Below are 26715 nucleotides of genomic sequence, written 5' to 3'. Positions count from 1 at the left end.
CCCATGCCCAAGCGTACAGACATCAAAAGCATCCTGATCCTCGGCGCCGGCCCCATCGTCATCGGCCAGGCCTGCGAGTTCGACTACTCCGGCGCGCAGGCGTGCAAGGCGCTGAAGGAAGAGGGTTTCCGCGTCATCCTGGTGAACTCCAACCCGGCCACCATCATGACCGACCCGGCCATGGCCGACGCCACCTACATCGAGCCGATCAAGTGGGCCACCGTGGCCAAGATCATCGAGAAGGAGCGCCCCGACGCGCTGCTGCCGACGATGGGTGGCCAGACCGCGCTGAACTGCGCGCTCGACCTGGAAAAACACGGCGTCCTGGAAAAGTTCGGCGTCGAGATGATCGGTGCCAACGCCGACACCATCGACAAGGCCGAAGACCGCTCGCGCTTCGACAAGGCGATGAAGGACATCGGCCTGGCCTGTCCGGTTTCCGGCATCGCCCACAACATGGAAGAAGCCTACGGCGTCCTCGACAAGGTCGGCTTCCCGTGCATCATCCGGCCGTCCTTCACCATGGGCGGCACCGGTGGCGGCATTGCCTACAACCGCGAGGAGTTCGAGGAAATCTGCGCCCGCGGCCTTGACCTGTCGCCGACTTCCGAACTGTTGATCGACGAATCGCTGATCGGCTGGAAGGAGTACGAGATGGAGGTGGTCCGCGACAAGAAGGATAACTGCATCATCGTCTGCTCCATCGAGAACTTCGACCCGATGGGCGTGCACACCGGCGACTCGATCACCGTGGCGCCGGCGCAGACCCTGACTGACAAGGAATACCAGATCCTGCGCAACGCCTCCCTGGCGGTGCTGCGCGAGATCGGCGTGGAAACCGGCGGCTCCAACGTGCAGTTCGGCATCTGCCCGGACACCGGCCGCATGGTCGTCATCGAGATGAACCCGCGCGTGTCGCGCTCCTCGGCACTGGCTTCCAAGGCCACCGGCTTCCCGATCGCCAAGATCGCCGCCAAGCTGGCCGTCGGTTACACCCTCGACGAACTGCAGAACGACATCACCGGCGGTCGCACCCCGGCTTCGTTCGAGCCGGCCATCGATTACGTCGTCACCAAGATCCCGCGTTTCGCCTTCGAGAAATTCCCCAAGGCCGACGCCCGCCTGACCACCCAGATGAAGTCCGTCGGTGAAGTCATGGCCATCGGCCGCACCTTCCAGGAGTCCATGCACAAGGCGCTGCGCGGCCTCGAGGTCGGTGCCGCCGGCTTCGATCCGAAGCTCGACCTGAGCAATCCGGAAGCCGACAGCATCCTCAAGCGCGAACTGACCGTGCCCAGCGCCGACCGCGTCTGGTACCTCGCCGATGCCTTCCGCGCCGGCTACTCGATGGAGAAGATCTTCGGCCTGACCAAGATCGATCCCTGGTTCCTCGTGCAGATCGAGGACCTGGTCAAGGAGGAGGAGAAGGTCAAGACCCTCGGCCTTTCCAGCATCGACTACGAGCTGATGCGCCGGCTCAAGCGCAAGGGCTTCTCCGACGCCCGCCTGGCCAAGCTGCTCGGTGTTACCGAGAAGAACCTGCGTAGCCACCGTCACAAGCTGAAGGTGCTGCCGGTGTACAAGCGCGTCGATACCTGCGCCGCCGAGTTCGCCACCGATACCGCCTACCTCTACTCGACCTACGAGGAAGAGTGCGAGGCCAATCCGTCGACCCGCGACAAGATCATGGTGATCGGCGGCGGGCCGAACCGTATCGGCCAGGGCATCGAGTTCGACTACTGCTGCGTGCACGCGGCGCTGGCGATGCGTGAAGACGGCTACGAGACCATCATGGTCAACTGCAACCCGGAGACCGTTTCCACGGACTACGACACCTCGGACCGCCTGTACTTCGAACCGGTGACCCTGGAGGACGTGCTGGAAATCGTCCGCGTCGAGCAGCCGAAAGGCGTGATCGTTCAGTACGGCGGGCAGACTCCGCTGAAGATCTGCCGCGCGCTGGAAGAAGCCGGCGTGCCGATCATCGGCACCAGCCCGGACGCCATCGACCGCGCCGAAGACCGCGAGCGCTTCCAGCAGATGGTCGAGCGCCTGAACCTGCGCCAGCCGCCGAACGCCACCGCGCGCAGCGAAGACGAGGCGATCGCCGCGTCCAAGCGCATCGGTTACCCGCTGGTGGTGCGCCCGTCCTACGTGCTGGGCGGCCGCGCGATGGAGATCGTTTACGAAGAGGATGAGCTCAAGCGCTACATGCGTGAGGCGGTGCAGGTGTCCAACGACAGCCCGGTGCTGCTCGACCACTTCCTCAACTGCGCCATCGAGGTCGACATCGACGCCGTATGCGACGGCGAAGATGTGGTGATCGGTGCGATCATGCAGCACATCGAGCAGGCCGGCGTTCACTCCGGCGACTCGGCGTGCTCGCTGCCGCCGTACTCGCTGCCGATGGCGATCCAGGACGAGATCCGCAGCCAGGTCAAGAAGATGGCGCTGGAGCTCGGCGTGATCGGCCTGATGAACGTGCAGATGGCCGTCCAGGGCGAAGATATCTACGTGCTCGAAGTGAACCCGCGTGCCTCGCGCACCGTGCCGTTCGTGTCCAAGTGCATCGGCACCTCGCTGGCGAAGATCGCCGCGCGGGTCATGGCCGGCAAGTCGCTCAAGGAAATCGGCTTCACCACCGAGATCATCCCGCCGTTCTTCAGCGTCAAGGAAGCGGTGTTCCCCTTCGCCAAGTTCCCCGGCGTGGACCCGATCCTCGGCCCCGAGATGAAATCCACCGGCGAAGTGATGGGTGTCGGCGACAACTTCGCCGAGGCCTTCGCCAAGGCCCAGCTGGGCGCCAGCGAAATCCTGCCGAACGCCGGCTGCGCCTTCATCAGCGTGCGCGACGACGACAAGCCGTTCGTCGAGCAGGTTGCCCGCGACCTGCTCGGTCTCGGCTTCGAAGTAGTCGCCACCGCCGGCACGGCGCGTATCATCGAGGCCGCCGGCCTGCCGGTGCGGCGCGTCAACAAGGTGACCGAGGGCCGTCCTCACGTGGTCGACATGATCAAGAACGACGAAGTCACCCTGATCATCAACACCACCGAGGGTCGCCAATCCATCGCCGACTCCTATTCCATCCGTCGTAACGCCCTGCAGCACAAGATCTGCATCACCACCACCATCGCCGGTGGCCAGGCGATCTGTGAAGCGCTCAAATTCGGTCCAGAAAAGACCGTGCGCCGTCTGCAGGACCTTCACGCAGGAATCAACGCATGACCAAGTACCCCATGACCGTGCAGGGCGCTCGCGCCCTGGAAGAAGAACTCGCCCACCTGACCAAGGTCGTCCGTCCGAAGCTGAGCCAGGACATCGGCACCGCTCGCGAGCTGGGTGACCTCAAGGAAAACGCCGAATACCACGCCGCCCGCGAGCAGCAGGGCATGGTCGAGGCGCGCATCCGCGACATCGAAGGCCGCCTGCAGAACTCGGTGGTGATCGATGTGACGACCATCGAGCACACCGGCAAGGTGATCTTCGGCAGCACCGTGGAGATCGCCAATGTCGAGACCGACGAGAGCGTCACCTACCAGATCGTCGGCGAGGACGAGGCCGACGTGAAGCAGGGCAAGCTGTCGGTCAGTTCACCGATAGCCCGGGCGCTGATCGGCAAGCTAGAAGGCGACGCCGTGGGCGTGAAGACGCCCAGCGGTCTGGTCGAGTACGAGATCGTCGAGGTTCGCCATATCTGACCTGCGCCTGCGGGCCGGCGCCGCCGCCTGGCGGTTGGCGCAGACCTTCTGGGTCGGCGGCCTGTGGCTGCTGCACTTCGTGATGGTGCCCGCGCTGCAGCGCATCGGTCTGGCGCCCTTGCTGGTCGAGGAGGTTGGCGCCGGGCTGCGTGCACTGCTGGTAGCCTTCGCGGCGTTCTGCGTGGTGCTGCAGGGCTTGATCCTGGCGCAGGCCGAGGGTTTCCCGAGCCTGTGGCAGCAAACGCGCGGTCGGCTGCTGCTGGGTATCCTGCTGATCTCGGCAACCTACCCGCTGCTGCGCGCAGGCTTGCCCGGCGCGGAGTTCGCCCCGCGCTTCGTCTACCTGCTGTTGGGTTTTTGCGGTGCGCTGCTGGTGTTGCAGCCGGTGCCGGGCCAGCCGCGGAGCTGAAGGCTCCGCCTGGCGGTGTCAGGCCTGGTGGCGGTGCAGGTTGGAGAGGTTCTTGTTCGGCTGCGGGTTCTTGCGATAGATGAGCGCCATCTTGCCGATCATCTGCACCAGCTGGGCCCGGCCGCTCTTGCACACCGCTTCGATCAGGGCGATACGTTCTTCGCGTTCGGTGATGCGGAACTGCACCTTGATCAGCTCGTGATCGTTCAGCGCGCGGTCGAGCTCGGCGGCGACGCCTTCGCTGAGGCCGTTCTCGGCGACGATCAATACCGGTTTCAGGTGGTGGCCGATAGATTTGTATTGCTTCTTCTGCTCTTGAGTGAGCGCCATAATCCGACCCCTGTTCGATTCGTTTTGCAAAAAAGTGGCGTAGTTTACCCGAGCGATTCGGGCCGCGCTCAGCCAATCACATTCGTTACCCGAGGTGCCTCGTGGCCCGTTCCAAGACTAGCCCTCGTTGGCTGAAAGAACATTTCGACGACCCCTACGTGAAGATGGCGCAGAAGGACGGCTACCGTTCGCGCGCCAGCTACAAGCTGCTGGAAATCCAGGAGAAGGACCGCATCCTGCGTCCCGGTATCACCGTCGTCGATCTCGGCGCGGCGCCCGGAGGGTGGTCGCAGGTCACCAGCCGGGTCATTGGCGACCGTGGCCGGTTAATCGCCTCCGACATCCTGGAGATGGATAGCATCCCCGACGTGACCTTCATTCAGGGTGACTTCACCGACGATGCGGTGTTCGCCCGTATCCTCGAAGCCATTGGCGAAAACCCGGTGGACCTTGTGATTTCCGACATGGCCCCCAATATGAGTGGAGTGAGAGCTTCTGATCAGCCGCGCGCCATGTATCTGTGCGAGCTGGCACTGGATCTCGCCGGCCGGGTATTGCGTCCGGGTGGCGATTTCCTGATCAAGATTTTCCAGGGTGAAGGTTTCGATCTTTACCACAAGCAGGTTCGCGAGCAGTTCGACAAGGTGCAGATGCGCAAGCCGCTGTCCTCTCGCGATCGCTCCCGTGAGCAGTACCTGCTGGCCCGCGGTTTCCGCGGAGAGTGATTGCACTAAAGCGCTTTTCTGGCAGTCTCAACGATATAAAGGGTTACAGACACCTCCCGCCCGGGGTGGGGTTGTATAGTAAGTTAGGCGGGTTACCAACCAGCCGTCATGCGGGTACGAGGTCGAATTGGCCTGCTCCAGAGGGTTAGAGAATTGAACGACATGGCAAAGAATCTGATTCTGTGGTTGATCATCGCGGCCGTCCTGGTGACCGTGATGAACAACTTCTCCAGCCCCACCGAGCCGCAGACGCTGAACTACTCGGACTTCATCGGGCAGGTCAAGGACGGCAAGGTCGAGCGCGTCACCGTGGATGGCTACGTCATCACCGGCAAGCGTGCCGACGGCGATACCTTCAAGACCATCCGCCCGGCGATCCAGGACGGCGGTCTGATCGGTGACCTGATCGACAACAACGTGGTCATCGAAGGCAAGCAGCCCGAGCAGCAGAGCATTTGGACTCAACTGCTGGTGGCGAGCTTCCCGATCCTGGTGATCATCGCGGTGTTCATGTTCTTCATGCGCCAGATGCAGGGCGGCGCCGGCGGCAAGGGTGGGCCGATGAGCTTCGGCAAGTCCAAGGCGCGCCTGCTCTCCGAGGACCAGGTGAAAACCACCTTCGCCGACGTCGCCGGGTGCGACGAGGCCAAGGAGGAGGTCAGCGAGCTGGTCGAGTTCCTGCGCGATCCGGGCAAGTTCCAGCGCCTGGGCGGGCGTATTCCGCGCGGCGTGCTGATGGTCGGCTCGCCGGGTACCGGCAAGACGCTGCTGGCCAAAGCCGTTGCCGGCGAGGCCAAGGTGCCGTTCTTCACCATTTCCGGTTCCGACTTCGTCGAGATGTTCGTCGGCGTGGGTGCATCCCGCGTTCGTGACATGTTCGACCAGGCGAAGAAACACGCGCCCTGCATCATCTTCATCGACGAGATCGATGCCGTCGGCCGCCACCGTGGCGCCGGCATGGGCGGCGGTCACGACGAGCGCGAGCAAACCCTCAACCAGTTGCTGGTTGAGATGGACGGCTTCGAGATGAACGACGGCATTATCGTCATCGCCGCGACCAACCGTCCCGACGTACTCGACCCCGCGCTGCTGCGTCCGGGCCGTTTCGACCGCCAGGTGGTGGTCGGCCTGCCGGACATCCGTGGCCGCGAGCAGATCCTCAACGTGCACATGCGCAAGGTGCCGATGGGCGAGAACGTCAAGGCAGCGGTCATCGCGCGCGGTACGCCGGGCTTCTCCGGCGCCGATCTGGCCAACCTGGTCAACGAGGCGTCGCTGTTCGCCGCGCGCTCCGGCAAGCGTGTCGTCGACATGAAGGAATTCGAGCTGGCCAAAGACAAGATCATGATGGGGGCCGAGCGCAAGACCATGGTCATGTCGGACAAGGAAAAGCTCAATACGGCCTACCACGAAGCCGGCCATGCCATCGTAGGGCGCCTGGTTCCCGAGCATGATCCGGTCTACAAGGTCTCGATCATCCCGCGTGGCCGCGCTCTGGGCGTGACCATGTTCCTCCCCGAGGAAGACCGCTACAGCCTGTCCAAGCGTGCGCTGATCGGCCAGATCTGCTCGCTGTTCGGCGGCCGTATCGCCGAAGAGATGACGCTGGGCTTCGACGGCGTCACCACCGGTGCCTCGAACGACATCATGCGCGCCACCCAGTTGGCGAAGAACATGGTCACCAAGTGGGGCCTGTCCGAGAAGCTCGGCCCGCTGATGTATGCCGAGGACGAGAACGAGGGTTACCTCGGTCGTGGCGGCAGCAGCCAGAACGCCAGCATGTCAGCGGATACCGCCAAGCTGATCGATCTGGAAATCCGCAGCATCATCGACACCTGCTACGGCACCGCCAAGCAGCTTCTGGTGGAGAACCGCGACAAGCTCGATCGCATGGCCGAAGCGCTGATGAAGTACGAAACCATCGATGCCGACCAGATCGACGACATCATGGCCGGTCGTATACCGCGCGAGCCGCGTGACTGGCAGGACGGTACGGGCGGCGCCTCGGGTCCGACCGTGACACGCCCTGAGGGTGATCGCCCGGAAACCCCGATCGGTGGTCCGGCCGGCGAACACTAAGGCAGTCATGATCTTTCAGCAAAACCAGACCCGGTTGCCTTGCGGCAACCGGGTTCTTGATTTAAGCCGCCCGCATGTCATGGGCATTCTCAACGTTACCCCCGATTCCTTTTCCGACGGCGGCCGCTTCAATGCGCTCGACGATGCGTTGCGGCACGCCGAAGCGATGGTTGCAGCGGGGGCGACGCTGATCGATGTCGGTGGCGAGTCGACCCGTCCGGGCGCCGCCATCGTATCCGTCGACGATGAGCTCGAGCGCGTCATTCCGGTCGTCCAGGCGATCGCGGCCGAGCTCGACGTGATCATCTCGGTGGATACCTCCACCCCCCAGGTGATGCGCGAAAGCGCCCGGCAGGGTGCGGGCTTGATCAACGACGTGCGTTCGCTGAGTCGCGAGGGCGCCCTGCAGGCGGCTGCCGAGAGTGGCCTGGCGGTCTGCCTGATGCATATGCGTGGCGAGCCGGCGACCATGCAGGACCGTCCGGCTTATGGGGATGTCGTCGAAGAGGTCTGTGACTATCTGGGGGCGCGCGTCGCGCTGTGCGAGGCCGCGGGAATCGGCCGTGAAAGGCTGCTCCTCGATCCTGGGTTCGGCTTTGCCAAGAACCTGGCGCATAATTTGAGCCTGTTCAAGCACCTCGACGCCCTGTTGCGGTTCGGGCTACCGCTGCTGGTGGGCGTCTCGCGCAAGAGCATGATCGGCCAGGCGCTTGGATGTGGCGTCGAAGGCCGCCTGTATGGTGGCCTGGCCCTGGCGGCCCTTGCGGTGGCCAAGGGCGCCCATATCCTGCGGGTGCATGACGTCGCCGAGACGGTCGATGTGGTTCGAATGATCGCCGCGGTGGAAGCGGCGGAATGAATTTGATGGAGCGGTTATGAGCAGAAAGTATTTCGGCACCGACGGTATTCGCGGACTGGTCGGGCAATTTCCCATTACGCCGGACTTCATGCTCAAGCTCGGCTGGGCCGCTGGAATGGCGTTCCGTCGCCAGGGCGCCTGCCGGATTCTGGTGGGCAAGGACACGCGCATCTCCGGGTACATGTTCGAATCCGCGCTGGAGGCCGGGTTGTCCGCGGCCGGCGCCGATGTGTTGCTGCTCGGGCCCATGCCGACACCCGCCATTGCCTATCTGACCCGCACCTTCCACGCCGAGGCGGGTATCGTCATCAGCGCCTCGCACAACCCGCACTACGACAACGGCATCAAGTTCTTCTCCGGCCACGGCACCAAGCTGCCCGACGAGGTAGAACTGATGATCGAGGAACTGCTCGATACGCCGATGGTGGTGGTGGATTCCGCCAAGCTGGGCAAGGTCTCGCGGATCAACGACGCCGCCGGACGCTACATCGAGTTCTGCAAGAGCAGCGTGCCGACCAGTACCGATTTCGCCGGGCTGAAGATCGTCGTCGACTGTGCCCACGGGGCGACCTACAAGGTGGCGCCGAACGTGTTCCGCGAGTTGGGTGCCGAGGTCAGCGTCCTTGCCGCCCAGCCCAATGGCCTGAACATAAACGACCAGTGCGGTTCGACCCATGTGGAGTCGTTGCAGGCGACCGTCATCGAGCAGCACGCCGACCTCGGCATCGCCTTCGATGGCGACGGCGATCGCGTGCTGATGGTCGATCACACCGGTGCCATCGTCGACGGTGACGAGCTGCTCTACGTGATCGCTCGCGATCTGCGCGAGCAGGGTCGGTTGCAGGGGGGGGTAGTCGGCACCCTGATGAGCAACCTGGGGCTCGAACTTGCATTCAAGGAGCTGGACATTCCGTTCGTGCGCGCCAAGGTGGGCGACCGGTACGTGATGAGCGAGCTGCTGTCGCGTGGCTGGCAGCTGGGTGGCGAGAACTCCGGGCACATCGTCTGCTGCCAGTACACCACCACCGGCGACGCGATCATCGCCGCACTGCAGGTGCTGATGGCGCTCAAGCGTCGCGGGCAGACGCTGGCCGAAGCGCGCCAGGCACTGCGCAAGTGCCCGCAGGTTCTGGTCAACGTGCGTTTTTCCGGCGATCTGGATCCGGTCGAGCACCCGGCTGTCCAGGACGCCTGCGAGCGTGTTCAGGAGCGCATGGCGGGGCGCGGCCGCGTGCTGTTGCGCAAGTCGGGCACCGAGCCGCTGGTGCGGGTGATGGTCGAAGGTGACGATGAAGCCCAAGTGCGCGGCTACGCCGATGAGCTGGCGAAGGTCGTGACAGAGGTATGTGCTTGATTCGCTTGCCAGTCCGCAAGCTCTTGGTTAACATCTGCGCCCACTTTGATCGACGAGGTTGAGCATGCGTCGCCCGATGGTTGCTGGTAACTGGAAAATGCACGGTACCCGCGCCAGCGCTGATGCGCTCGCCCAAGGTGTTCGCCAGCTGGCGATACCGGATTCGGTCGAAGTCGCCGTACTGCCGCCTTTTCTCCATGTAGAGCGCGTGCTCGAGGTTCTCGCCGATTCGCCCATAGCGGTCGGTGCGCAAAACTGCGCGAAAGAGCCTTGGCAAGGTGCGCTGACGGGAGAAGTTTCCGCGGCTCAGTTGGCTGATGCAGGTTGCAAGCTGGTGTTGATCGGGCATTCCGAGCGCCGCCAGCTGTTCGGCGAGAGTGACGAGTTGCTCAGCCGCAAGTTCATCGCGGCGCAGTCGCATGGGTTGGTGCCCATCCTCTGTGTCGGCGAGACGCTGGAGCAGCGTCAGGCGGGACGGACGCTCGAAGTGGTGTCCGAGCAGTTGGGCAGCATCATCCATGAATTGGGTATCGGTGCCTTCTTCAATGCGGTGATCGCCTATGAGCCGGTCTGGGCCATTGGTACCGGACTAACTGCGACGCCGGCCCAGGCGCAAGCGGTCCATGCGGCGATTCGCGCGCAGTTGGCGGGTGAGAGCACCGAAGTGGCGCAGGGTATGAGGATTCTTTACGGCGGCAGCGTCAAGGCCACCAATGCCGCCGAGCTGTTTGGCATGGCGGATATCGATGGGGGGCTGATTGGTGGTGCCTCCTTGAATGCGGATGAATTCGGTGCGATCTGTCGCGCCGCGGGATGCTGATGAAATGCTGCAAACTGTCGTAATCGTTGTTCACCTGCTGGGGGCTCTGAGCGTTATCGCCCTGGTGCTTCTGCAGCAGGGGAAAGGTGCGGATGCGGGTGCCTCTTTTGGCTCCGGTGCTTCCGCAACTGTATTTGGCGGCCAAGGTTCCTCTACCTTTCTGAGTCGAGTTACTGCTATACTGGCCACCGTTTTTTTCTTGACCAGCTTGGGCTTAGGTTACTTTGCTAAGGAAAAGGCTGAAGCGCTGACTAACGTCGGCCTGCCTGATCCGGCGGTCATGGAAGTGCAGAAGAAAGAATCGGCAGCAAGTGATGTGCCGGTGCTCGAAGAGCAAAAGCCAGCGGCCAACGATGGCGCTGACGTACCTCAGGCTCCAGAGCAGAAGTAGAAGGCAAGTTTTGCCGAGGTGGTGGAATTGGTAGACACGCTACCTTGAGGTGGTAGTGGCCATAGGCTGTAGGGGTTCGAGTCCCCTCCTCGGTACCAATACTCAGCAAAGCCCGCAATAGCGGGCTTTGCTGTTAGCGGAGGTTCGGTTGACCTGAAAGGGTAAATAACCGTATACTTTCGCCCCAGCTTTGTCGCGGGGTGGAGCAGTTTGGTAGCTCGTCGGGCTCATAACCCGAAGGTCGTTGGTTCAAATCCAGCCCCCGCAACCAGTAGTAGCGAAGCCCCTTTTCAGGGGCTTTTTGCTAGCTGGACAGTCTGCCGCCGGGCAACTCCAGGCGGCTTCAAGGGATGGGCGTTTCGCCCATTTTTTATTTGCACAGCATGCGCGAGGGGCTTTCGTGTCGAGCAAGCTAGAACAGTTGCAGGCCATGTTGGCGCCGGTAGTGGAAGCCCTGGGTTACCAATGCTGGGGCGTCGAATTCATTTCTCAGGGTAAGCATTCGCTGCTGCGGGTCTATATCGATAGCGCCGATGGAATTCTGGTCGAGGACTGCGAAAAGGTCAGTCGCCAGATCAGCGGCGTGCTCGATGTGGAAGATCCCATCGCCAGCGAGTACACCCTCGAAGTCTCCTCTCCGGGAATGGACCGGCCACTGTTCACCTTGGAACAGTTCGCCGCTCATGCCGGTGAGCAGGTCAAGATCAAGCTGCGTTCGCCCTTCGAGGGGCGGCGCAATTTTCAGGGCATCCTCCGCGGTACGGAAGAACAGGACGTAGTGGTGCTGGTCGACGATCACGAATACCTGTTGCCGATCGATTCGGTCGACAAAGCCAACATTATTCCCCGTTTTGACTGAGGGGCGGATCCCCGCGGGTCCAATGGATTGCGAGAGGCGAGGCGTACGATGAGCAAAGAAGTACTGCTGGTTGTTGAGTCGGTGTCCAATGAAAAGGGCGTACCGGCCAGTGTGATTTTCGAGGCGCTTGAGTTGGCCTTGGCCACGGCGACCAAGAAACGCTATGAAGATGACGTCGAGTTGCGGGTGGAGATCAATCGCCAGACCGGTAACTACGAGACGTTCCGTCGCTGGACCGTGGTCCCCGACGAGGAGTTCGAGGAGCCGGCGGCCCAGTACACCCTGGACCAGGCGCAGGAGCGCAAGGCCGACGCCCAGTACGGCGACGTGTTCGAAGAGAAGATCGATTCCATCGAGTTCGGCCGCATCGCTGCGCAGACCGCCAAGCAGGTCATCGTGCAGAAGGTGCGCGAAGCCGAGCGTGCGCAAGTGGTCGAGGCCTATCGCGACCGCGTTGGCGACATCATCTTCGGCACCGTGAAGAAGGTCACCCGCGACAACGTCATCGTCGACCTCGGCAACAACGCCGAAGCGCTGCTGGCCCGCGAAGATATCATCCCGCGTGAGACTTTCCGAGTCGGCGCCCGCGTGCGTGCGCTGCTCAAGGAAATTCGCGCCGAAAACCGTGGTCCTCAGTTGATCCTGTCGCGCACCGCGCCGGCGATGCTGATCGAGCTGTTCCGCATTGAAGTACCGGAAATCGCCGAAGAGCTCATCGAAGTGATGGCCGCCTCGCGTGATCCGGGTTCGCGCGCCAAGATCGCCGTCCGCTCCAAGGACAAGCGCATCGATCCGCAGGGCGCCTGCATCGGCATGCGCGGTTCGCGCGTGCAGGCGGTGTCCGGCGAACTGGGCGGCGAGCGTGTCGACATCGTGTTGTGGGACGACAATGCCGCGCAGTTCGTGATCAACGCCATGGCCCCGGCCGAAGTGGCGGCGATCATCGTCGACGAAGACGCCCACGCGATGGACATCGCCGTTGGCGAAGACAATCTCGCCCAGGCCATCGGGCGCGGCGGCCAGAACGTTCGCCTTGCCAGTCAGTTGACCGGCTGGACGCTGAACGTGATGACCGAGGCCGATATCCAGGCCAAGCAGCAGGCCGAGACCGGCGACATCATGCAGGCCTTCATCGATGAACTGGAAGTCGACGAGGAGCTCGCCCAGGTACTGGTTGAAGAGGGTTTCACCAGTCTGGAAGAGATCGCCTACGTGCCGATGGAAGAGATGCTCAACATCGATGGCTTCGACGAAGACATCGTCAATGAGCTGCGTTCCCGTGCCAAGGATCGCCTGCTGACCAAGGCCATCGCCAACGAAGAGAAGTTGGCGGATGCCCAGCCGGCCGAAGACCTGCTCTCGCTCGAGGGTATGGAGAAGGACCTGGCGTTGGAACTGGCAATGCGCGGGGTCATCACCCGCGAAGATTTGGCCGAGCAGTCGATCGACGACTTGCTCGACATAGACGGCATGGATGAAGAGCGTGCCGGCAAGCTGATCATGGCCGCCCGAGCCCATTGGTTCGAGTAAGCAGTCGCGGTCGAGGAGAGAGATGCATGACGCAAGTCACGGTGAAAGAACTGGCCCAAGTGGTCGACACACCGGTCGAGCGCCTGCTGCTGCAGATGCGTGAGGCAGGTCTGTCGCACACCAGCGCCGAGCAAGTAGTGACCGATAACGAAAAGCAGGCCCTGCTGGCCCATCTGAAGGGCAGCCACGGCGAGAAACTGGAAGAGCCGCGCAAGATCACCTTGCAGCGCAAGACCACCACGACCCTGCGGGTTGCCGGTAGCAAGACCATCAGCGTCGAAGTGCGCAAGAAGAAGACCTACGTCAAGCGCAGCCCTGACGAGATCGAAGCCGAGAAGCAACGCGAGCTGGAAGAGCAGCGCGCTGCGGAAGAGGCGGCTCGCCTGAAGGCCGAGGAAGAAGCCAAGCGTCGCGCCGAAGAAGAAGCGCGCCGCCAGCAGGCGCAACCTTCCGTCGAAGAAGTGGGCGCAGCCGTGCCTGCCGCGGCCGTCGCCGAAGTCGTCTCCGTCGAGCTTCCAGTCGCTGCGGCACCCGTCGAAGAGCGCAAGAAGGAAGAAGTGCGGCGCCCCGAGAAGGCGCGCAGCGATGACGACGAACGTCGTGATCGCAAGCACACCCAGCATCGCCCCGCGCCGAAAGACAAGGTGCCCGCTCCGCGTGTCGCACCACGCAGCACCGACGACGAAAGCGACAGCTTTGGCCGTCGTGGTGGCCGCGGCAAGGCGAAGCTGAAGAAACGCAATCAGCATGGGTTCCAGAGCCCAACAGGACCCATCGTGCGCGACGTGAATATCGGTGAAACCATCACCGTGGCCGACCTGGCTGCACAGATGGCGGTCAAGGGCGCTGAAATCGTCAAGTTCATGTTCAAGATGGGCACCCCGGTGACCATCAACCAGGTGCTGGATCAGGAGACTGCCCAACTGATCGCCGAAGAGTTCGGCCACAAGGTCAAGCTGGTCAGCGACAACGCCCTGGAAGAGCAACTGGCCGAATCGCTGAAGTTCGAAGGTGAATCCTTCCACCGTGCGCCGGTCGTTACCGTCATGGGTCACGTCGACCACGGCAAGACCTCGCTGCTCGACTATATTCGTCGCGCCAAGGTGGCCGCTGGCGAAGCCGGCGGTATCACCCAGCACATCGGTGCCTACCACGTGGAAACCGACCGCGGCATGGTCACCTTCCTCGATACCCCCGGTCACGCTGCGTTCACCCAGATGCGTGCCCGTGGTGCCCAGGCTACCGATATCGTCATCCTCGTGGTGGCAGCCGACGACGGCGTGATGCCGCAGACCCAGGAAGCCGTGCAGCATGCCAAGGCAGCCGGGGTTCCGATCGTGGTCGCGATCAACAAGATGGACAAGCCGGAAGCCAACCCGGACAACATCAAGAACGGCCTGGCCGCGCTCGATGTGATTCCGGAAGAGTGGGGCGGCGACGCGCCTTTCGTGGGCGTCTCGGCCAAGGCCGGTACCGGCGTCGACGAGTTGCTGGAAGCCGTACTGCTGCAAGCCGAGGTTCTCGAGCTCAAGGCTACGCCGACGGCCCCGGGCCGCGGTGTGGTGGTCGAATCCCGTCTCGACAAGGGCCGTGGCCCGGTAGCCACTGTGCTGGTTCAGGACGGCACCCTGCGTCAGGGCGACATGGTCCTGGTCGGCGTCAATTTTGGCCGCGTGCGCGCCATGCTTGACGAGAACGGCAAGCCGATCAAGGAAGCCGGCCCGTCGATTCCGGTCGAGATCCTCGGCTTGGACGGCACTCCGGATGCTGGCGACGACATGACCGTGGTCGCCGACGAGAAGAAGGCCCGCGAGGTTGCCCTGTTCCGTCAAGGCAAGTTCCGCGAGGTCAAGCTGGCTCGTGCGCATGCGGGCAAGCTGGAAAACATCTTCGAGAACATGGGCCAGGAAGAGAAGAAGACGCTCAACATCGTCCTCAAGTCCGACGTCCGTGGTTCGCTGGAAGCGCTGCAGGGTTCGCTCAGCGGCCTGGGCAACGACGAAGTCCAGGTGCGCGTGGTCGGCGGCGGTGTCGGTGGTATTACCGAGTCCGATGCCAACCTGGCGCTGGCTTCCAACGCGGTGCTGTTCGGCTTCAACGTGCGTGCCGACGCCGGTGCTCGCAAGATCGTCGAGGCCGAAGGCCTGGACATGCGTTACTACAACGTGATCTACGACATCATCGAAGACGTCAAGAAAGCCCTGACCGGCATGCTTGGCAGCGATGTTCGCGAGAACATCCTCGGTATCGCCGAAGTTCGCGACGTGTTCCGCTCGCCGAAATTCGGCGCGGTCGCCGGTTGCATGGTCACCGAGGGTCTGGTGCACCGCAATCGTCCGATCCGCGTACTGCGCGACGACGTGGTGATCTTCGAGGGCGAACTGGAATCCCTGCGCCGCTTCAAGGACGACGTGTCCGAAGTGCGGGCCGGCATGGAGTGCGGTATCGCCGTGAAGAGCTACAACGACGTCAAGGTCGGCGACAAGATCGAAGTCTTCGAGAAGGTCCAGGTGGCGCGCAGCCTCTAAGCTGCTTCCGTCGCTCAACGCAACGCCCGGTTCGGCTCTGCCTGACCGGGCGTTTGCCGCTTATGAACCGGGCGGGTTTCCCTTTCCGCCCGGTGTACAGGTAGTCAGAACATGGCCAAAGAATTCAGCCGTACCCAGCGTATCGGCGACCAGATGCAGCGCGAACTGGCGCTGCTCATCCAGCGTGAAATCAAGGACCCGCGCCTCGGCCTGGTGACCATCACCGCCGTCGAGGTCAGCCGCGATCTGTCCCACGCCAAGGTGTTCATCACCGTGATGGGGCAGGACGACGACAAGATCGCGTCGAACCTGAAGATTCTGCAGGACGCCGCCGGCTTCCTGCGCATGCACCTGGGCAAGGCGATGAAGCTGCGCACCGTGCCGCAGATGCATTTCCACTACGACGCCAGCATTCGTCGCGGCGTAGAGCTGTCGGCGCTGATCGAGCGTGCCGTGGCGGAAGACCGCAAGCACAGCGGCGAGTCCGAGGAGTAAGCCTTGGCTCAGGTGAAACGAATCCGCCGCAACGTCAGCGGAATCCTGGTGCTCGACAAGCCGCGGGGCTTCAGCTCCAACGCCGCGCTGCAGAAGGTCCGCTGGCTGCTCAATGCGGAGAAGGCCGGCCACACCGGCAGCCTCGACCCGCTGGCGACCGGCGTGCTGCCCCTGTGCTTCGGCGAGGCGACCAAGTTTTCCCAGTACCTGCTGGACGCCGACAAGGGTTACGAAACCGTCGCCCAGCTCGGCGTGACCACCACCACCGGCGATGCCGAGGGTGAAGTCACCCATCGGCAGCCGGTCGACGTCAGTCGCGAGGCGCTGGAAGCCGCGCTGCCGGGCTTCCGGGGCGATATCCAGCAGATTCCGCCGATGTACTCGGCGCTCAAGCGCGATGGCCAGCCGCTGTACAAGCTGGCGCGGGCGGGCGAAGTGGTGGAGCGCGAGGCGCGTTCTGTTACTATTGCGCGCCTGGAATTGCTCGACTTCGAGGCCGACAAGGCGCGTCTGGCGGTAGCCTGCAGCAAGGGCACCTACATTCGCACGCTGGTCGAGGACCTTGGTCAGCAACTGGGCTGCGGGGCGCATGTCGCCGAACTGCGCAGAACACAGGCCGGCCCCTACTCCCTGGCCCAGGCGATCAGCCTGGAAACCCTGGAACAGGTGCATGCCGAAGGCGGCGCCGAGGCACTGGACCAGTTCCTGTTGCCGTCGGACAGCGGCCTGGAGCATTGGCCGCTGATCCAGCTGTCGGAACACAGCGCCTACTACTGGCTGCACGGCCAGCCGGTTCGCGCCCCCGAGGCACCGAAGTTCGGCATGTTGCGGGTACAGGACCACAATGGCCGCTTCATCGGTATCGGTGAAGTGAGCGAAGACGGGCGCATCGCGCCGCGTCGACTGATTCGATCGGAGTGATCGATACCGCGTGCGGATTCGTCCGCGCGGGGCAATGAGGGTGGCTGTCAGCAGGCACGGTCATTCCTCTTTTAAAAACACGGGACCTGTCCCGGCCTGTTCACTCAAGGAGCCCTAATCATGGCACTGAGCGTTGAAGAAAAATCCCAGATCGTTAACGAGTACAAGCAAGCTGAAGGCGACACCGGTTCTCCGGAAGTGCAAGTTGCACTGCTGACCTTCAACATCAACAAGCTTCAGGATCACTTCAAGGCCAACGGCAAGGATCACCACTCGCGTCGTGGTCTGATCCGTATGGTCAACCAGCGCCGTAAGCTGCTGGATTACCTGAAGGGTAAGGACACCACTCGTTACAGCGCCCTGATCGGTCGCCTGGGTCTGCGTCGCTAAGACGCTGCCTGAGCCGGAAGCTGGAAGTTTGCGACTGGATGCCGGGTTTTCCCGGTTTCCGCTCACAGGCTTCCAGCTTTCTGGCTTTTTACCAGGACGGTTTTCGGGTCCGAATCCCGACACTGCCCGCTAATTTCGCAAGAAGCGCAGTTTCCCCAAAGGCAACGAAGAGAAGGAAAACACCGTGAACCCGGTAATCAAGAAATTCCAGTTCGGTCAGTCGACCGTCACCCTCGAGACGGGTCGTATTGCCCGCCAAGCCTCCGGCGCTGTGCTGGTCACCGTCGATGACGACGTCACCGTGCTGGTCGCCGTGACCGGTGCCAAGAGCGCCGATCCGAGCAAGGGCTTCTTCCCGCTGTCCGTGCACTACCAGGAAAAGACCTACGCCGCCGGCAAGATCCCCGGTGGGTTCTTCAAGCGTGAAGCGCGTCCGTCCGAGAAAGAGACGCTGACCTCGCGCCTGATCGACCGTCCGATCCGTCCGCTGTTCCCGGAAGGCTTCATGAACGAAGTGCAGGTCATCTGCACCGTCGTTTCCACCAGCAAGAAGACCGATCCGGACATCGCTGCGATGATCGGCACCTCCGCCGCTTTGGCCATCTCCGGCATTCCGTTCGACGGCCCGATCGGCGCCGCTCGCGTGGCCTTCCACGAAAGCACCGGCTACCTGCTGAACCCGACCTACGAGCAACTCAAGGCCTCGAGCCTGGACATGGTCGTGGCCGGCACCAAGGACGCCGTGCTGATGGTCGAATCCGAAGCCAAGGAACTGACCGAAGACCAGATGCTGGGCGCCGTGCTGTTCGCCCACGAAGAGTTCCAGGCCGTGATCAAGGCCGTTGGCGAACTGGCTGCCGAAGCCGGCAAACCGACCTGGGACTGGCAGGCCAAGCCGGCCAACACCAGCCTGCTCGACGCCATCCGCAGCGAATTCGGCGAAGCCATCTCCCAAGCCTACACCATCACCGTCAAGCACGAGCGCTACGGCCGTCTCGGCGAGCTGCGCGACCAGATCGTCGCCAAGTTCTCCGGTGAGGAAGGCCAGCCGTCCGCCGGCGAAGTCAAGGATGCCTTCGGCGAGATCGAGTACCGCACCGTTCGCGAAAACATCGTCAACGGCAAACCGCGTATCGATGGTCGCGACACCCGCACTGTGCGCGGCCTGAACATCGAAGTCGGCGTGCTCGACAAGACCCACGGCTCGGCGCTCTTCACCCGCGGTGAAACCCAGGCCCTGGTCGTCGCCACCCTCGGCACCGCGCGTGACGCACAGCTGCTCGATACCCTCGAAGGCGAGAAGAAAGACCCCTTCATGCTGCACTACAACTTCCCGCCCTATTCGGTCGGCGAGTGTGGTCGCATGGGTGCCACCGGCCGCCGCGAGATCGGCCACGGTCGTCTGGCCCGCCGTTCCGTAGCCGCCATGCTGCCGAGCGCGGACGAATTCCCCTACACCATTCGCGTGGTGTCGGAGATCACCGAGTCCAACGGCTCCAGCTCCATGGCCTCGGTCTGCGGCGCTTCCCTCGCGCTGATGGATGCCGGTGTGCCGATGAAGGCGCCGGTCGCCGGTATCGCCATGGGCCTGGTCAAGGAAGGCGAGAAGTTCGCCGTTCTGACCGACATCCTCGGCGACGAAGACCACCTGGGCGACATGGACTTCAAGGTGGCCGGTACCGCCAAGGGCGTCACCGCGCTGCAGATGGACATCAAGATCCAGGGCATCACCGAAGAGATCATGGAAATCGCGCTGAACCAGGCTCTGGAAGCGCGTCTGAACATCCTCGGCCAGATGAATCAGGTCATCGCCCAGTCGCGTACCGAGCTGTCGGCCAATGCGCCGACCATGATCGCGATGAAGATCGACCAGGACAAAATCCGCGATGTCATCGGCAAGGGTGGCGCGACCATCCGTGGTATCTGCGAAGAGACCAAGGCCTCGATCGACATCGAAGACGATGGCTCGATCAAGATCTTTGGCGAAACCAAGGACGCCGCCGAGGCTGCCAAGCAGCGCGTACTGGCGATCACCGCGGAAGCCGAGATCGGCAAGATCTACGTCGGCAAGGTCGAGCGCATCGTCGACTTCGGTGCCTTCGTCAACATCCTTCCGGGCAAGGACGGCCTGGTGCACATCTCGATGCTGAGCGATCAGCGCGTCGAGAAAGTCACCGACGTGCTGAAGGAAGGCCAGGAAGTCGAAGTGCTGGTACTGGACGTCGATAACCGCGGCCGCATCAAGCTGTCGATCAAGGACGTCGCCGCTGCCAAGGCATCGGGCGTCTGATCGATCAGGCGACAGGAAAAGGGGCCCTTCGGGGCCCTTTTTCGTTTTCGGCACCAGGCGAAGGCGCCCCGAAAAAACAGTGCAAATTGCATGTGTAAAATTTCGCCGACTTGCAAAGTGCAAGGAGGCCGCTTCGTTAACGTTTTTCAAGTGCCTGAATTTATTGGATTTATGTTTGTCTAGAAGATGGCACAGCGCTTGCGCTGTTATACGTGGACTGCGGCGGGACATAGCTGCAGGCACTATCAGAAAAACAGGAGTACATCCGCATGAAACAGCCTTTCACCAAGTGGACTTTTGCCGCTGTCGCCGCCACTGCTCTGAGCCTGCCCCTGGCCAATGCCGCGTTTGCTGCTACCCCCGTTCAGTCTCAGCCGCAAATGCTGGCCGCCAACGAGAAAGTCGATCAGGCCGAAGAAGCGGTTTCTGATACCTGGATCACCAGCAAGGTCAAATCCAGCTTCCTCGCCGATGACAGCATCAGCGGCCTGGACATCAAAGTAGAAACCAACAAGGGTGTGGTTTCGCTCTCCGGCGTAGTGCCGAGCGATGCCGAGCGTGACCTTGCCGTGCAGAAAGCCAAGACAATCAAAGGTGTCAAAGCTGTCTCCGCAGACGGCCTGAAGTCCACCGAGTAACACGCCGCGTGCCGACCGCTGCAGCCAGGATGGCGCTGCCTGAATCCGGAGGATTGCGGTCACAGTCAGCCCGCTCATAGCGAGGACTGTCGCAGGGAAGACCGCTCAGGATGAGCGACAGGAACGCAGTCCGCTGCTGACCGACAGGAAGTACTAAGCCCCGCCCGGGCAACCGGGCGGGGCTTTTTCATGCGCCATACAGGCTTGAACGTGCGCGCCGTTTTCTATCCTTGGATTTGCCCCTGAGCGCCGCCGGGTAACACCGCGCTAATGGGTGTGCACGGCGCACCCTACCGTCGCCGACTGCGGCTCCGCATTTCAGTAGGGTGCGCCACGCGCACCAGCAGTCGGCACCGCATCCCGATGCGCGTGGCCTCTGATGAGCTTAGTGTCGGCTAACGCGCCTAGTTGCGCTTGCTGTCGACGTTGACCAGCCGGTTGCCCTCGAAGCGCAGGTAGTAGTACATGCCGTTGCGCGGGCCGTAGAGCCACTCCTCCACCTGCATCTCGTTGCGATAGCCGTAGTCGTCGGTGCGTTCGCGGTAGCCGAGGAAGTCGCGGCTGACCGGATCGCCGCATTTGCCCGCCACCTCCGCCATGTGATCGTCCGTCGTGACCAGCGCATTGCCGCAGCGAAACGACGAGGACGCCTGGGTCTGGGCGGCCAGGGGCAGCAGGCAGAGAAGAGCGAGAAGACGGTAGGTCACGATGGATGGCTGCTGGATGAGGAGCGGCCAGCCTACACCCGAGGCTGGCGCGCTGTCAGGGGCGCCGCGATTCGATTCGTATCAGCCGGTTTCCCTCGAAGCGGAGGATGTAGAGCATCCCGTTGTTGGGGCCGTAGATCCACTCTTCGATCTTCAGGTCGGCGCGCGAATAGCCGTCGGTGAAACCGACCAGATCGCGTTCCCGGGGTGCGCCGCACTTGCTCTCCACCTCGAAGGCGCGATCGCCGGCGCTGACCAGGTTGCTGCCGCAGCGCATGCTGTCGGCGGCCATGCCCGTCGAGGCCATCACGCCCAGCAGTGCACCGATGGCCCAGCGCCTCATTCTGCATCCAGGTGCAGGGTGGTGGGCACTGGACCGTTTCCTTCGCCCTGGATCAGGCTGACGTCGAGCAGGTAGATGCGCTGATCCTCCAGGCCGCCGCGTTGCACCAGGTAATCCTTGATGTTCGCGGCGCGGTCCTGGGCCAGCTTGCGCGAGAGCAGGCTGGTCGGGCGCTGTACCCAGGAGCCGATCACTGCCTCGCGCATCTTCGCCACGCGCTGTTCGCGGTCGAGCTCTTTCCACTCCGCCGGCGGCTGCTGCTTGAGCCGATCGCGGTAGATGCCTTCTAGCAGCGCGGGCTTGTCATCGTCCTCCACCACCAGCTCGTCGGCGCTGGCCGGCACCTTGTCGCCGCGCCGCTGCAGCATGCGGTACCTGACGGTGCGGTACTCACGCTCCAGGCGCTGCTCGGCCAGGGGCAGGCCATCGCTGGCACGGGCGCTGACGCCTTCGACTTCCAAGCGCAGTTCGGGGCGCTTCTTCAGCGCATCGGCGAGGGTGTCCAGCGAGCGCATCGCGCTGTCGTCCAGTTCGGCGCTGCCGGGCGCGAAGGAAACCTGATCCAGGTTGTCGCCGCCACCGGGCACCAGCCCGGCGATCAGCTTGAAGGGCGCCTGCACCGCGCGCAGCACCAGGTTGCGCAGGGTCTGCCAGACGATCGGCATGACGCTGAACTGTGGGTCGTTGAGGTTGCCCTGCACCGGCAGCTCGATGGAGATCACGCCCTTGGTGTCCTTGAGCAAGGCCACCGCCAGGCGCACCGGCAGGTCCACCGCGTCCTTGCTGTCGACCCGTTCACCCAGCTCCAGCTGATGCAGCACCAGCTTGTTCTCGGCGTTCAGCCGGCCCTGCTCGACCGTGTAATGCAGGTCGAGGTCGAGGCGGCCCTTGCGGATGCGGTAGCCGGCGAACTTGCCGGAGTAGGGCGTCAGCGTGGTCAGCTCGACGTTGTGGAAGCTGGTGGCGATGTCCAGGCTGTTAAGCGGATCGAAGGCTTCCAGGCGGCCACGGATGCTGACCGGCGCGTAGCGGTCCACCTTGCCGGCGATTTCCACCGCAGCGGCCTTCTTGCTGCGGTTGTCGAGGGTGCCGATCTTTCCGTTGAGCTGGCCGATGGCGGTGGCGAAGTTGGGGCGCAGGCTGAAGTCGGCGAAGTTCGCCGAACCGTCCTTGAGGCCGATCGCACCGATGCGTATCGCCAGCGGCGGGCTGTCCGGCTCGTTCGAGGGCGGCTGCGGAACCAGCAGCTCCTTGACGTTGGTGGTGAGGTCCTCGTTGATCACCACGCGTGCGTAGGGCTGGTCGAGATTGACCGTGTCGATGCTCAGGCTCTTGCCGTGGCGGTAATCCAGGCCCTTGATCGCCAGCGCGCGCCATTTGACGAAGTCGCGCTCCTTGAGCGTGTCGAGCGTATGCAACTGGGCCACGTCGGCCCTGCCGGTGACGCTCAATGCCAGAGGCTCGGTGCCGGTCAGCGAGACATCGAGATCGCTGCTCAGCAGGCCGCTGCGCAACTCCAGGCGAATGAACGGGCTGAGGTAGGCCTGGGCCAGGCGCAGGTCGATGTCCTTGCTGACGACCTTGAGTTGCGCGCTGGTCGGCTGCAATTGGGCCTGGCCTTGCACCTGCAGACGTCCCTGGCCGGCTATGGCGGTGTTCAGCTTGAGCTGGAAGGGCGAGGTTCCGAGGCTGTCGAAGGCGCTGACGTCCAGGTCCAGCGGGCCGACTTCCAGCGCGACCGCGGGCTTCGGCTGGCGGTCGGCGAGATGCAGTTTCGCGCCCCGCAGCTGCGCATCCTGCAGCAGCACCTGCCAGGGCGTTTGCGCTTCCGTCGCTTCCGCTGCCGACGGTGCGGCTTCGACGGCAGCGGCCGGGGCGGGCTCGGCGGCGTTCTGCGCGAACAGCTTCTGCCAGTCGATCTGGCCGTCGGCCTCGCGGGCGGCCCAGGCTTCCAGGCCCTGGCTGCGCACCTCGCCGATTTCCACATGGCTCCGGGCCAGGTCCAGCGCCACCTTGGCCACGTCCAGGCTGGCGAGCTTGAGCAGCGGACGGCCATCCGGTGCCTTGATCGAGAACGGCGCCAGCTTGAGGCTGGCGTCGCTCAGGCGCAGCTCGGTGCCCTGGCTGAGGTCCAGCTCGTAACGGCTGTCCAGGCTGGCGCTGCCTTCCTCGAGGTCCAGCGGCGCGGCGTCGCGCACGTAGGGCCAGAACGTCTTCAAGGCGACGTCGGTGACCTGCAGGTGCCCGCTGGAGCGGATCGGCGCCAGGCTCACCTGGCCCTGCCAGTCGATGCGGCCACCGGCCGGATTGCTGGCGGACAGCGTGGCCTCGGCGTTGCCATCGGGCAGTGTGCTGAGGTTCGCCAGGTCGAGCTCCAGCGAGTCGTAGAAGAATTCGATCGGCTCACTCGGGCGCAGGTCCTCGAAGTGCAGCTTGCCGCCGGCGATCGCCAGGCGGTCGATGCGCACGGGGAACGGGCCTTCATCGGCGTCGGCCGGTGCTTCGGCCGCCGTTTCGGCGGGCGGCAACTTGAACAGTTGGGCGAGGTTCAACGCGCCGTCCTTGGCGAAGCGCAGGTCCACCAGCGGCTGCTCGAGTTCCACATCGGCCAGGTGCAGCGCACCGCTCCAGAGGCTGTTCAGCTGCAGGTTGGCGTAGAGCCGGGCGAAGGCCAGCGACTCGCCGCCGACCTCGCCGAAGCGCAGCCCGGTCAGCTCCAGCTCCAGCGTGAAGGGGTTGAAGCGGACCTTTTCCAGATGCGCCGGAACCGTGGCGTACTCGGCGAGCTTCGCGTTGACCACGCGCACCGCGACGGCGGGCAGGATCAGGAAACCGATCAGGGCATACAGCGCGAGGGCGACCAGGGCGGCGATGCCGGCGCGTTTCAATCCTTTGGGCATGGGTAGTCTTCTGTCCCGACGAAAGGTTCGTTGGAGTATGGCATGTCGTCGCGGTTCCGAAGCGCCGCTGCGGTTTCGCTAGAAGCGCAGCACCAGTGTCTTCAGCGGCGGCTGGCCATCGCGCGAGGGAAAGTCCGCCGCCGGTTCGATCTGCTGGCAGTCACGCACGCGGCGACCGAGCTTGCTGGCGCAGCGCAGCACCTGCTCGCGCCAGTCGGCGAGGGCGACCTTCGCCAGGTTGTTGCAGCAGACCAGCACGCCATCCTCCGCGGTGGCCAGCAGCGCGGGCTTGAGCAGGCTCTGGTAGTCGCGCAGCAGATCGACGGTGCCGAACGCGCTCTTCGCCCAGGCTGGCGGGTCGAGGAACACCAGGTCGAAGGTGCGCTGCGCCAGGCGTGGGTACGACGGCAGCCTGTGCCCACGGCGGCTGCCGACCGGCAGCCCGGCGAGCTGGCGGATCGCCGAGAAGTAGTCGGACTGCACGAAGCTCATCGCCAGCCCCGGATTGAGCGCCAGATTTTGCCGGCCGACCGCCAGGTTGCCTTCGGCGAAATCCAGGTTGCACACCTCGCTCGCGCCGCCGGCCGCCGCGCAGAGCCCGACGCCGCAGGTATAGGCGAACAGGTTGAGCACCGACTTGCCGGCGCTGTGCGCCTTGACCCAGACGCGCGCGTTGCGCAGGTCGAGAAACAGCAGCGGGTCCTGGCCGGGATGGCGACCGCGCACGCGATAGTTCAGCCCCCATTCGCGCCCGACGAGGTCGGCCAGCGCGGCGGCGTCGGGCTGGTGCGCTCCGGCGCTGCGGTCGATGCGTGAATTGCCACCGGAGCGGTCGTTGTAGACCAGCAGCAAGGGAACACCGAGGGCCGCCTCGACCTGGCCGAGCAGGTCCGGCAGCAGGGCCTGATCCAGCGGCTGGTGGAAACTCTGGATCAGCAACTGGCGGCCGTAGCGGTCGATGGTCAGGCCGGGCGCGCCTTCCTGGCTGCCGTGGAACAGCCGGTAGCAGTCGGTGGTCTGGGCGTGCAGTTGGGCGAGCAGCGGCTGGCGCTGGAGGAGGGCGGCGCGCAGCGCCTGATCGAGAGAGGGCATGCGCGGCGACTCGAAAGAGAGGGCCGCGCAGTGTAGCGAAAAAAGCCGGTCGAGGCCCCGTGCGGGCCGGCGGCCTAGCGCTCGAGCGCCAGCGCCACGCCCTGGCCGCCGCCGATGCACAGGGTTGCCAGGCCCTTCTTGGCGTCGCGCTTGAGCATCTCGTGGAGCAGGGTGACCAGCACGCGGCAGCCCGATGCGCCGATCGGGTGGCCGATGGCGATGGCGCCGCCGTTGACGTTGACCTTGGCGGCGTCCCAGCCCAGCTCCTTGCCCACTGACAGCGATTGCGCGGCGAACGCCTCGTTGGCTTCGATGAGGTCGAGCTGTTCCAGCGTCCAGCCGGCCTTTTCCAGGCAGCGCCGGGTGGCCGGGACCGGGCCGATGCCCATGATCGCCGGGTCGACGCCGGCGCTGGCGTAGGCGGCGATGCGCGCCAGCACCGGCAGGCCGAGCGCGCGGGCCTTGTCAGCGCTCATCAGCAGCACGGCGGCGGCGCCGTCGTTCAGCGCCGAGGCATTGCCGGCGGTGACGCAGCCGGTCTTGGCGAACGCCGGCTTGAGCTTGGCCAGGGTTTCCTCGCTGGTGCCGGCGCGTGGCTGTTCGTCGGTGTCGAAGACCAGCGGCTCACCCTTGCGCTGCGGAATGCTGATCGGGGTGATCTCGTCCTTGAAGCGTCCGCTCTCGATGGCGGCGACGGCCTTGCGCTGCGAGGCCGCGGCGAAGGCGTCCTGCTCCTCGCGGGTCAGCGCGTACTTCTCCACCAGGTTCTCGGCGGTGATGCCCATGTGGTAGTCGTTGAAGGCGTCCCACAGGCCGTCCTCGATCATCGTGTCGACCAGCTTGGCGTGGCCCATGCGCAGGCCGGTGCGCGCGCCGGGCATGACGTAGGGCGCCAGGCTCATGTTCTCCTGGCCGCCGGCGATCACCACCTCGGCATCGCCACAGCGGATCGCCTGGGCACCGAGATGCAGCGCCTTGAGGCCGGAGCCGCAGACCTTGTTCAGGGTCAGCGCCGGCACCGAGTAAGGCAGGCCGCCCTTGATCGCGGCCTGCCGGGCGGGGTTCTGCCCGGCGCCGGCGGTGAGCACCTGGCCGAGGATCACTTCGTCCACCTCGGCGGGGTCGAGGCTGGTCTGTTCCAGCAGACGACGGATCACCGCGGCGCCCAGTTCGACGGCGGGCAGGTTCGCCAGCGAGCCCTGGAAGCTGCCGACGGCGGTGCGGGTGGCGGCGACGATAACGACTTCTTGCATGACGACTCCTCGAGCGTGGGCGCGGCTGGCGCGACGATTCGCTATGTTGGCACAGACCGGTGGCGGCGCTCAAAACGCGAACCGGGCGGTCACGTACCGGGCCA

At 64.0% G+C, this 26715-nt stretch carries 23 protein-coding genes and 2 tRNA genes; 19 read left to right on the top strand and 6 right to left on the bottom strand.

Annotated elements, in window-relative coordinates; translation table 11 throughout:
• Positions 1-3 precede the first annotated feature (3 nt).
• The 3 genes from carB to B2X67_RS09580 are packed head-to-tail and all read left to right on the top strand — an operon-like array spanning position 4 to position 4107.
• Positions 4-3225: a carbamoyl-phosphate synthase large subunit gene (gene carB / locus B2X67_RS09590; protein WP_286785333.1), complete on the top strand. Its 3222-nt coding sequence runs from the start codon at positions 4-6 to the stop codon at positions 3223-3225.
• Positions 3222-3698 (top strand): transcription elongation factor GreA, encoded by a 477-nt coding sequence (gene greA / locus B2X67_RS09585; RefSeq protein ID WP_090223630.1) that lies wholly within the window; start codon positions 3222-3224, stop codon positions 3696-3698. Before carB ends, greA begins: the two co-directional genes overlap by 4 nt.
• 34 nt (positions 3699-3732) lie before the next feature.
• Positions 3733-4107: a DUF4149 domain-containing protein gene (locus B2X67_RS09580; protein ID WP_312206580.1), complete on the top strand. Its 375-nt coding sequence runs from the start codon at positions 3733-3735 to the stop codon at positions 4105-4107.
• A gap of 18 nt (positions 4108-4125) precedes the next feature.
• Here B2X67_RS09580 and yhbY read toward each other — a convergent pair whose 3' ends face one another.
• Positions 4126-4437: a ribosome assembly RNA-binding protein YhbY gene (gene yhbY, locus B2X67_RS09575; RefSeq protein ID WP_090223626.1), complete on the bottom strand. Its 312-nt coding sequence runs from the start codon at positions 4435-4437 to the stop codon at positions 4126-4128.
• Positions 4438-4538: 101 nt separating this feature from the next.
• On the opposite strand from yhbY, the gene rlmE reads away from it, so the two are divergent.
• From rlmE to B2X67_RS09495, 16 genes are all read left to right on the top strand, one after another.
• The gene (gene rlmE, locus B2X67_RS09570) at positions 4539-5162 is read left to right on the top strand and encodes a 23S rRNA (uridine(2552)-2'-O)-methyltransferase RlmE (RefSeq protein WP_090223625.1); all 624 of its coding nucleotides are present in this window, start codon (positions 4539-4541) and stop codon (positions 5160-5162) included.
• Between the two features lie 162 nt (positions 5163-5324).
• Positions 5325-7241 (top strand): ATP-dependent zinc metalloprotease FtsH, encoded by a 1917-nt coding sequence (ftsH, locus tag B2X67_RS09565; protein WP_282339631.1) that lies wholly within the window; start codon positions 5325-5327, stop codon positions 7239-7241.
• A gap of 7 nt (positions 7242-7248) precedes the next feature.
• Positions 7249-8100: a dihydropteroate synthase gene (gene folP, locus B2X67_RS09560; protein ID WP_286785332.1), complete on the top strand. Its 852-nt coding sequence runs from the start codon at positions 7249-7251 to the stop codon at positions 8098-8100.
• A gap of 16 nt (positions 8101-8116) precedes the next feature.
• Positions 8117-9454: a phosphoglucosamine mutase gene (gene glmM, locus B2X67_RS09555; protein WP_282339628.1), complete on the top strand. Its 1338-nt coding sequence runs from the start codon at positions 8117-8119 to the stop codon at positions 9452-9454.
• Between the two features lie 64 nt (positions 9455-9518).
• A complete protein-coding gene (gene tpiA / locus B2X67_RS09550) occupies positions 9519-10274 on the top strand; it encodes a triose-phosphate isomerase (protein WP_286785331.1) in 756 nt (251 codons plus the stop codon).
• 4 nt (positions 10275-10278) lie between these two features.
• Positions 10279-10665: a preprotein translocase subunit SecG gene (gene secG / locus B2X67_RS09545; protein WP_273234262.1), complete on the top strand. Its 387-nt coding sequence runs from the start codon at positions 10279-10281 to the stop codon at positions 10663-10665.
• A gap of 12 nt (positions 10666-10677) precedes the next feature.
• Positions 10678-10763, top strand: a tRNA-Leu gene (locus B2X67_RS09540).
• Between the two features lie 96 nt (positions 10764-10859).
• Positions 10860-10936: transfer RNA gene (locus B2X67_RS09535), tRNA-Met, on the top strand.
• A 129-nt stretch (positions 10937-11065) separates the two neighbouring features.
• On the top strand, positions 11066-11524 hold the full coding sequence (gene rimP / locus B2X67_RS09530) for a ribosome maturation factor RimP (RefSeq protein WP_282339622.1): 459 nt from the start codon (positions 11066-11068) through the stop codon (positions 11522-11524).
• Positions 11525-11572: 48 nt separating this feature from the next.
• Positions 11573-13054 (top strand): transcription termination factor NusA, encoded by a 1482-nt coding sequence (nusA, locus tag B2X67_RS09525; RefSeq protein ID WP_273234266.1) that lies wholly within the window; start codon positions 11573-11575, stop codon positions 13052-13054.
• A gap of 26 nt (positions 13055-13080) precedes the next feature.
• Complete coding sequence (gene infB / locus B2X67_RS09520; protein WP_286785330.1) at positions 13081-15582, top strand: translation initiation factor IF-2; 2502 nt, start codon at positions 13081-13083, stop codon at positions 15580-15582.
• A 111-nt stretch (positions 15583-15693) separates the two neighbouring features.
• A complete protein-coding gene (gene rbfA / locus B2X67_RS09515) occupies positions 15694-16077 on the top strand; it encodes a 30S ribosome-binding factor RbfA (RefSeq protein ID WP_090223609.1) in 384 nt (127 codons plus the stop codon).
• A 3-nt stretch (positions 16078-16080) separates the two neighbouring features.
• Positions 16081-16998 carry a tRNA pseudouridine(55) synthase TruB gene (gene truB / locus B2X67_RS09510; protein WP_286785329.1) on the top strand — a complete coding sequence of 306 codons (918 nt, stop codon included), beginning with the start codon at positions 16081-16083 and terminating at the stop codon, positions 16996-16998.
• A gap of 120 nt (positions 16999-17118) precedes the next feature.
• Positions 17119-17388 carry a 30S ribosomal protein S15 gene (gene rpsO, locus B2X67_RS09505; RefSeq protein WP_090223605.1) on the top strand — a complete coding sequence of 90 codons (270 nt, stop codon included), beginning with the start codon at positions 17119-17121 and terminating at the stop codon, positions 17386-17388.
• Between the two features lie 184 nt (positions 17389-17572).
• Positions 17573-19678, top strand: coding sequence for a polyribonucleotide nucleotidyltransferase (pnp, locus tag B2X67_RS09500; RefSeq protein ID WP_273234274.1), 2106 nt, complete (start codon positions 17573-17575; stop codon positions 19676-19678).
• Between the two features lie 269 nt (positions 19679-19947).
• Positions 19948-20316 carry a BON domain-containing protein gene (locus B2X67_RS09495; protein WP_090223602.1) on the top strand — a complete coding sequence of 123 codons (369 nt, stop codon included), beginning with the start codon at positions 19948-19950 and terminating at the stop codon, positions 20314-20316.
• A 404-nt stretch (positions 20317-20720) separates the two neighbouring features.
• Here B2X67_RS09495 and B2X67_RS09490 read toward each other — a convergent pair whose 3' ends face one another.
• The 5 genes from B2X67_RS09490 to B2X67_RS09470 all read right to left on the bottom strand — a co-directional run bounded on the left by B2X67_RS09490 (position 20721) and on the right by B2X67_RS09470 (position 26611).
• The gene (locus tag B2X67_RS09490; protein ID WP_286785328.1) at positions 20721-21023 is read right to left on the bottom strand and encodes a DUF2845 domain-containing protein; all 303 of its coding nucleotides are present in this window, start codon (positions 21021-21023) and stop codon (positions 20721-20723) included.
• A gap of 55 nt (positions 21024-21078) precedes the next feature.
• Complete coding sequence (locus tag B2X67_RS09485; protein ID WP_286785327.1) at positions 21079-21366, bottom strand: DUF2845 domain-containing protein; 288 nt, start codon at positions 21364-21366, stop codon at positions 21079-21081.
• Positions 21363-24266, bottom strand: a complete 2904-nt coding sequence (locus tag B2X67_RS09480) for a DUF748 domain-containing protein (protein WP_286785326.1) — start codon at positions 24264-24266, stop codon at positions 21363-21365. Before B2X67_RS09480 ends, B2X67_RS09485 begins: the two co-directional genes overlap by 4 nt.
• 78 nt (positions 24267-24344) lie before the next feature.
• Positions 24345-25358, bottom strand: coding sequence for a class I SAM-dependent rRNA methyltransferase (locus B2X67_RS09475; protein ID WP_286785325.1), 1014 nt, complete (start codon positions 25356-25358; stop codon positions 24345-24347).
• A gap of 74 nt (positions 25359-25432) precedes the next feature.
• Complete coding sequence (locus B2X67_RS09470; RefSeq protein WP_286785324.1) at positions 25433-26611, bottom strand: acetyl-CoA C-acetyltransferase; 1179 nt, start codon at positions 26609-26611, stop codon at positions 25433-25435.
• Positions 26612-26715: the final 104 nt, after the last annotated feature.

It is taken from the genome of Pseudomonas sp. UBA3153 (genome assembly GCF_002364635.1).
GTDB classification, from domain to species: domain Bacteria; phylum Pseudomonadota; class Gammaproteobacteria; order Pseudomonadales; family Pseudomonadaceae; genus Pseudomonas_O; species Pseudomonas_O kuykendallii.
The sequence above is the reverse complement of the archived record's forward strand: the minus strand, read 5'-3'. Positions and strand labels throughout refer to the sequence as shown.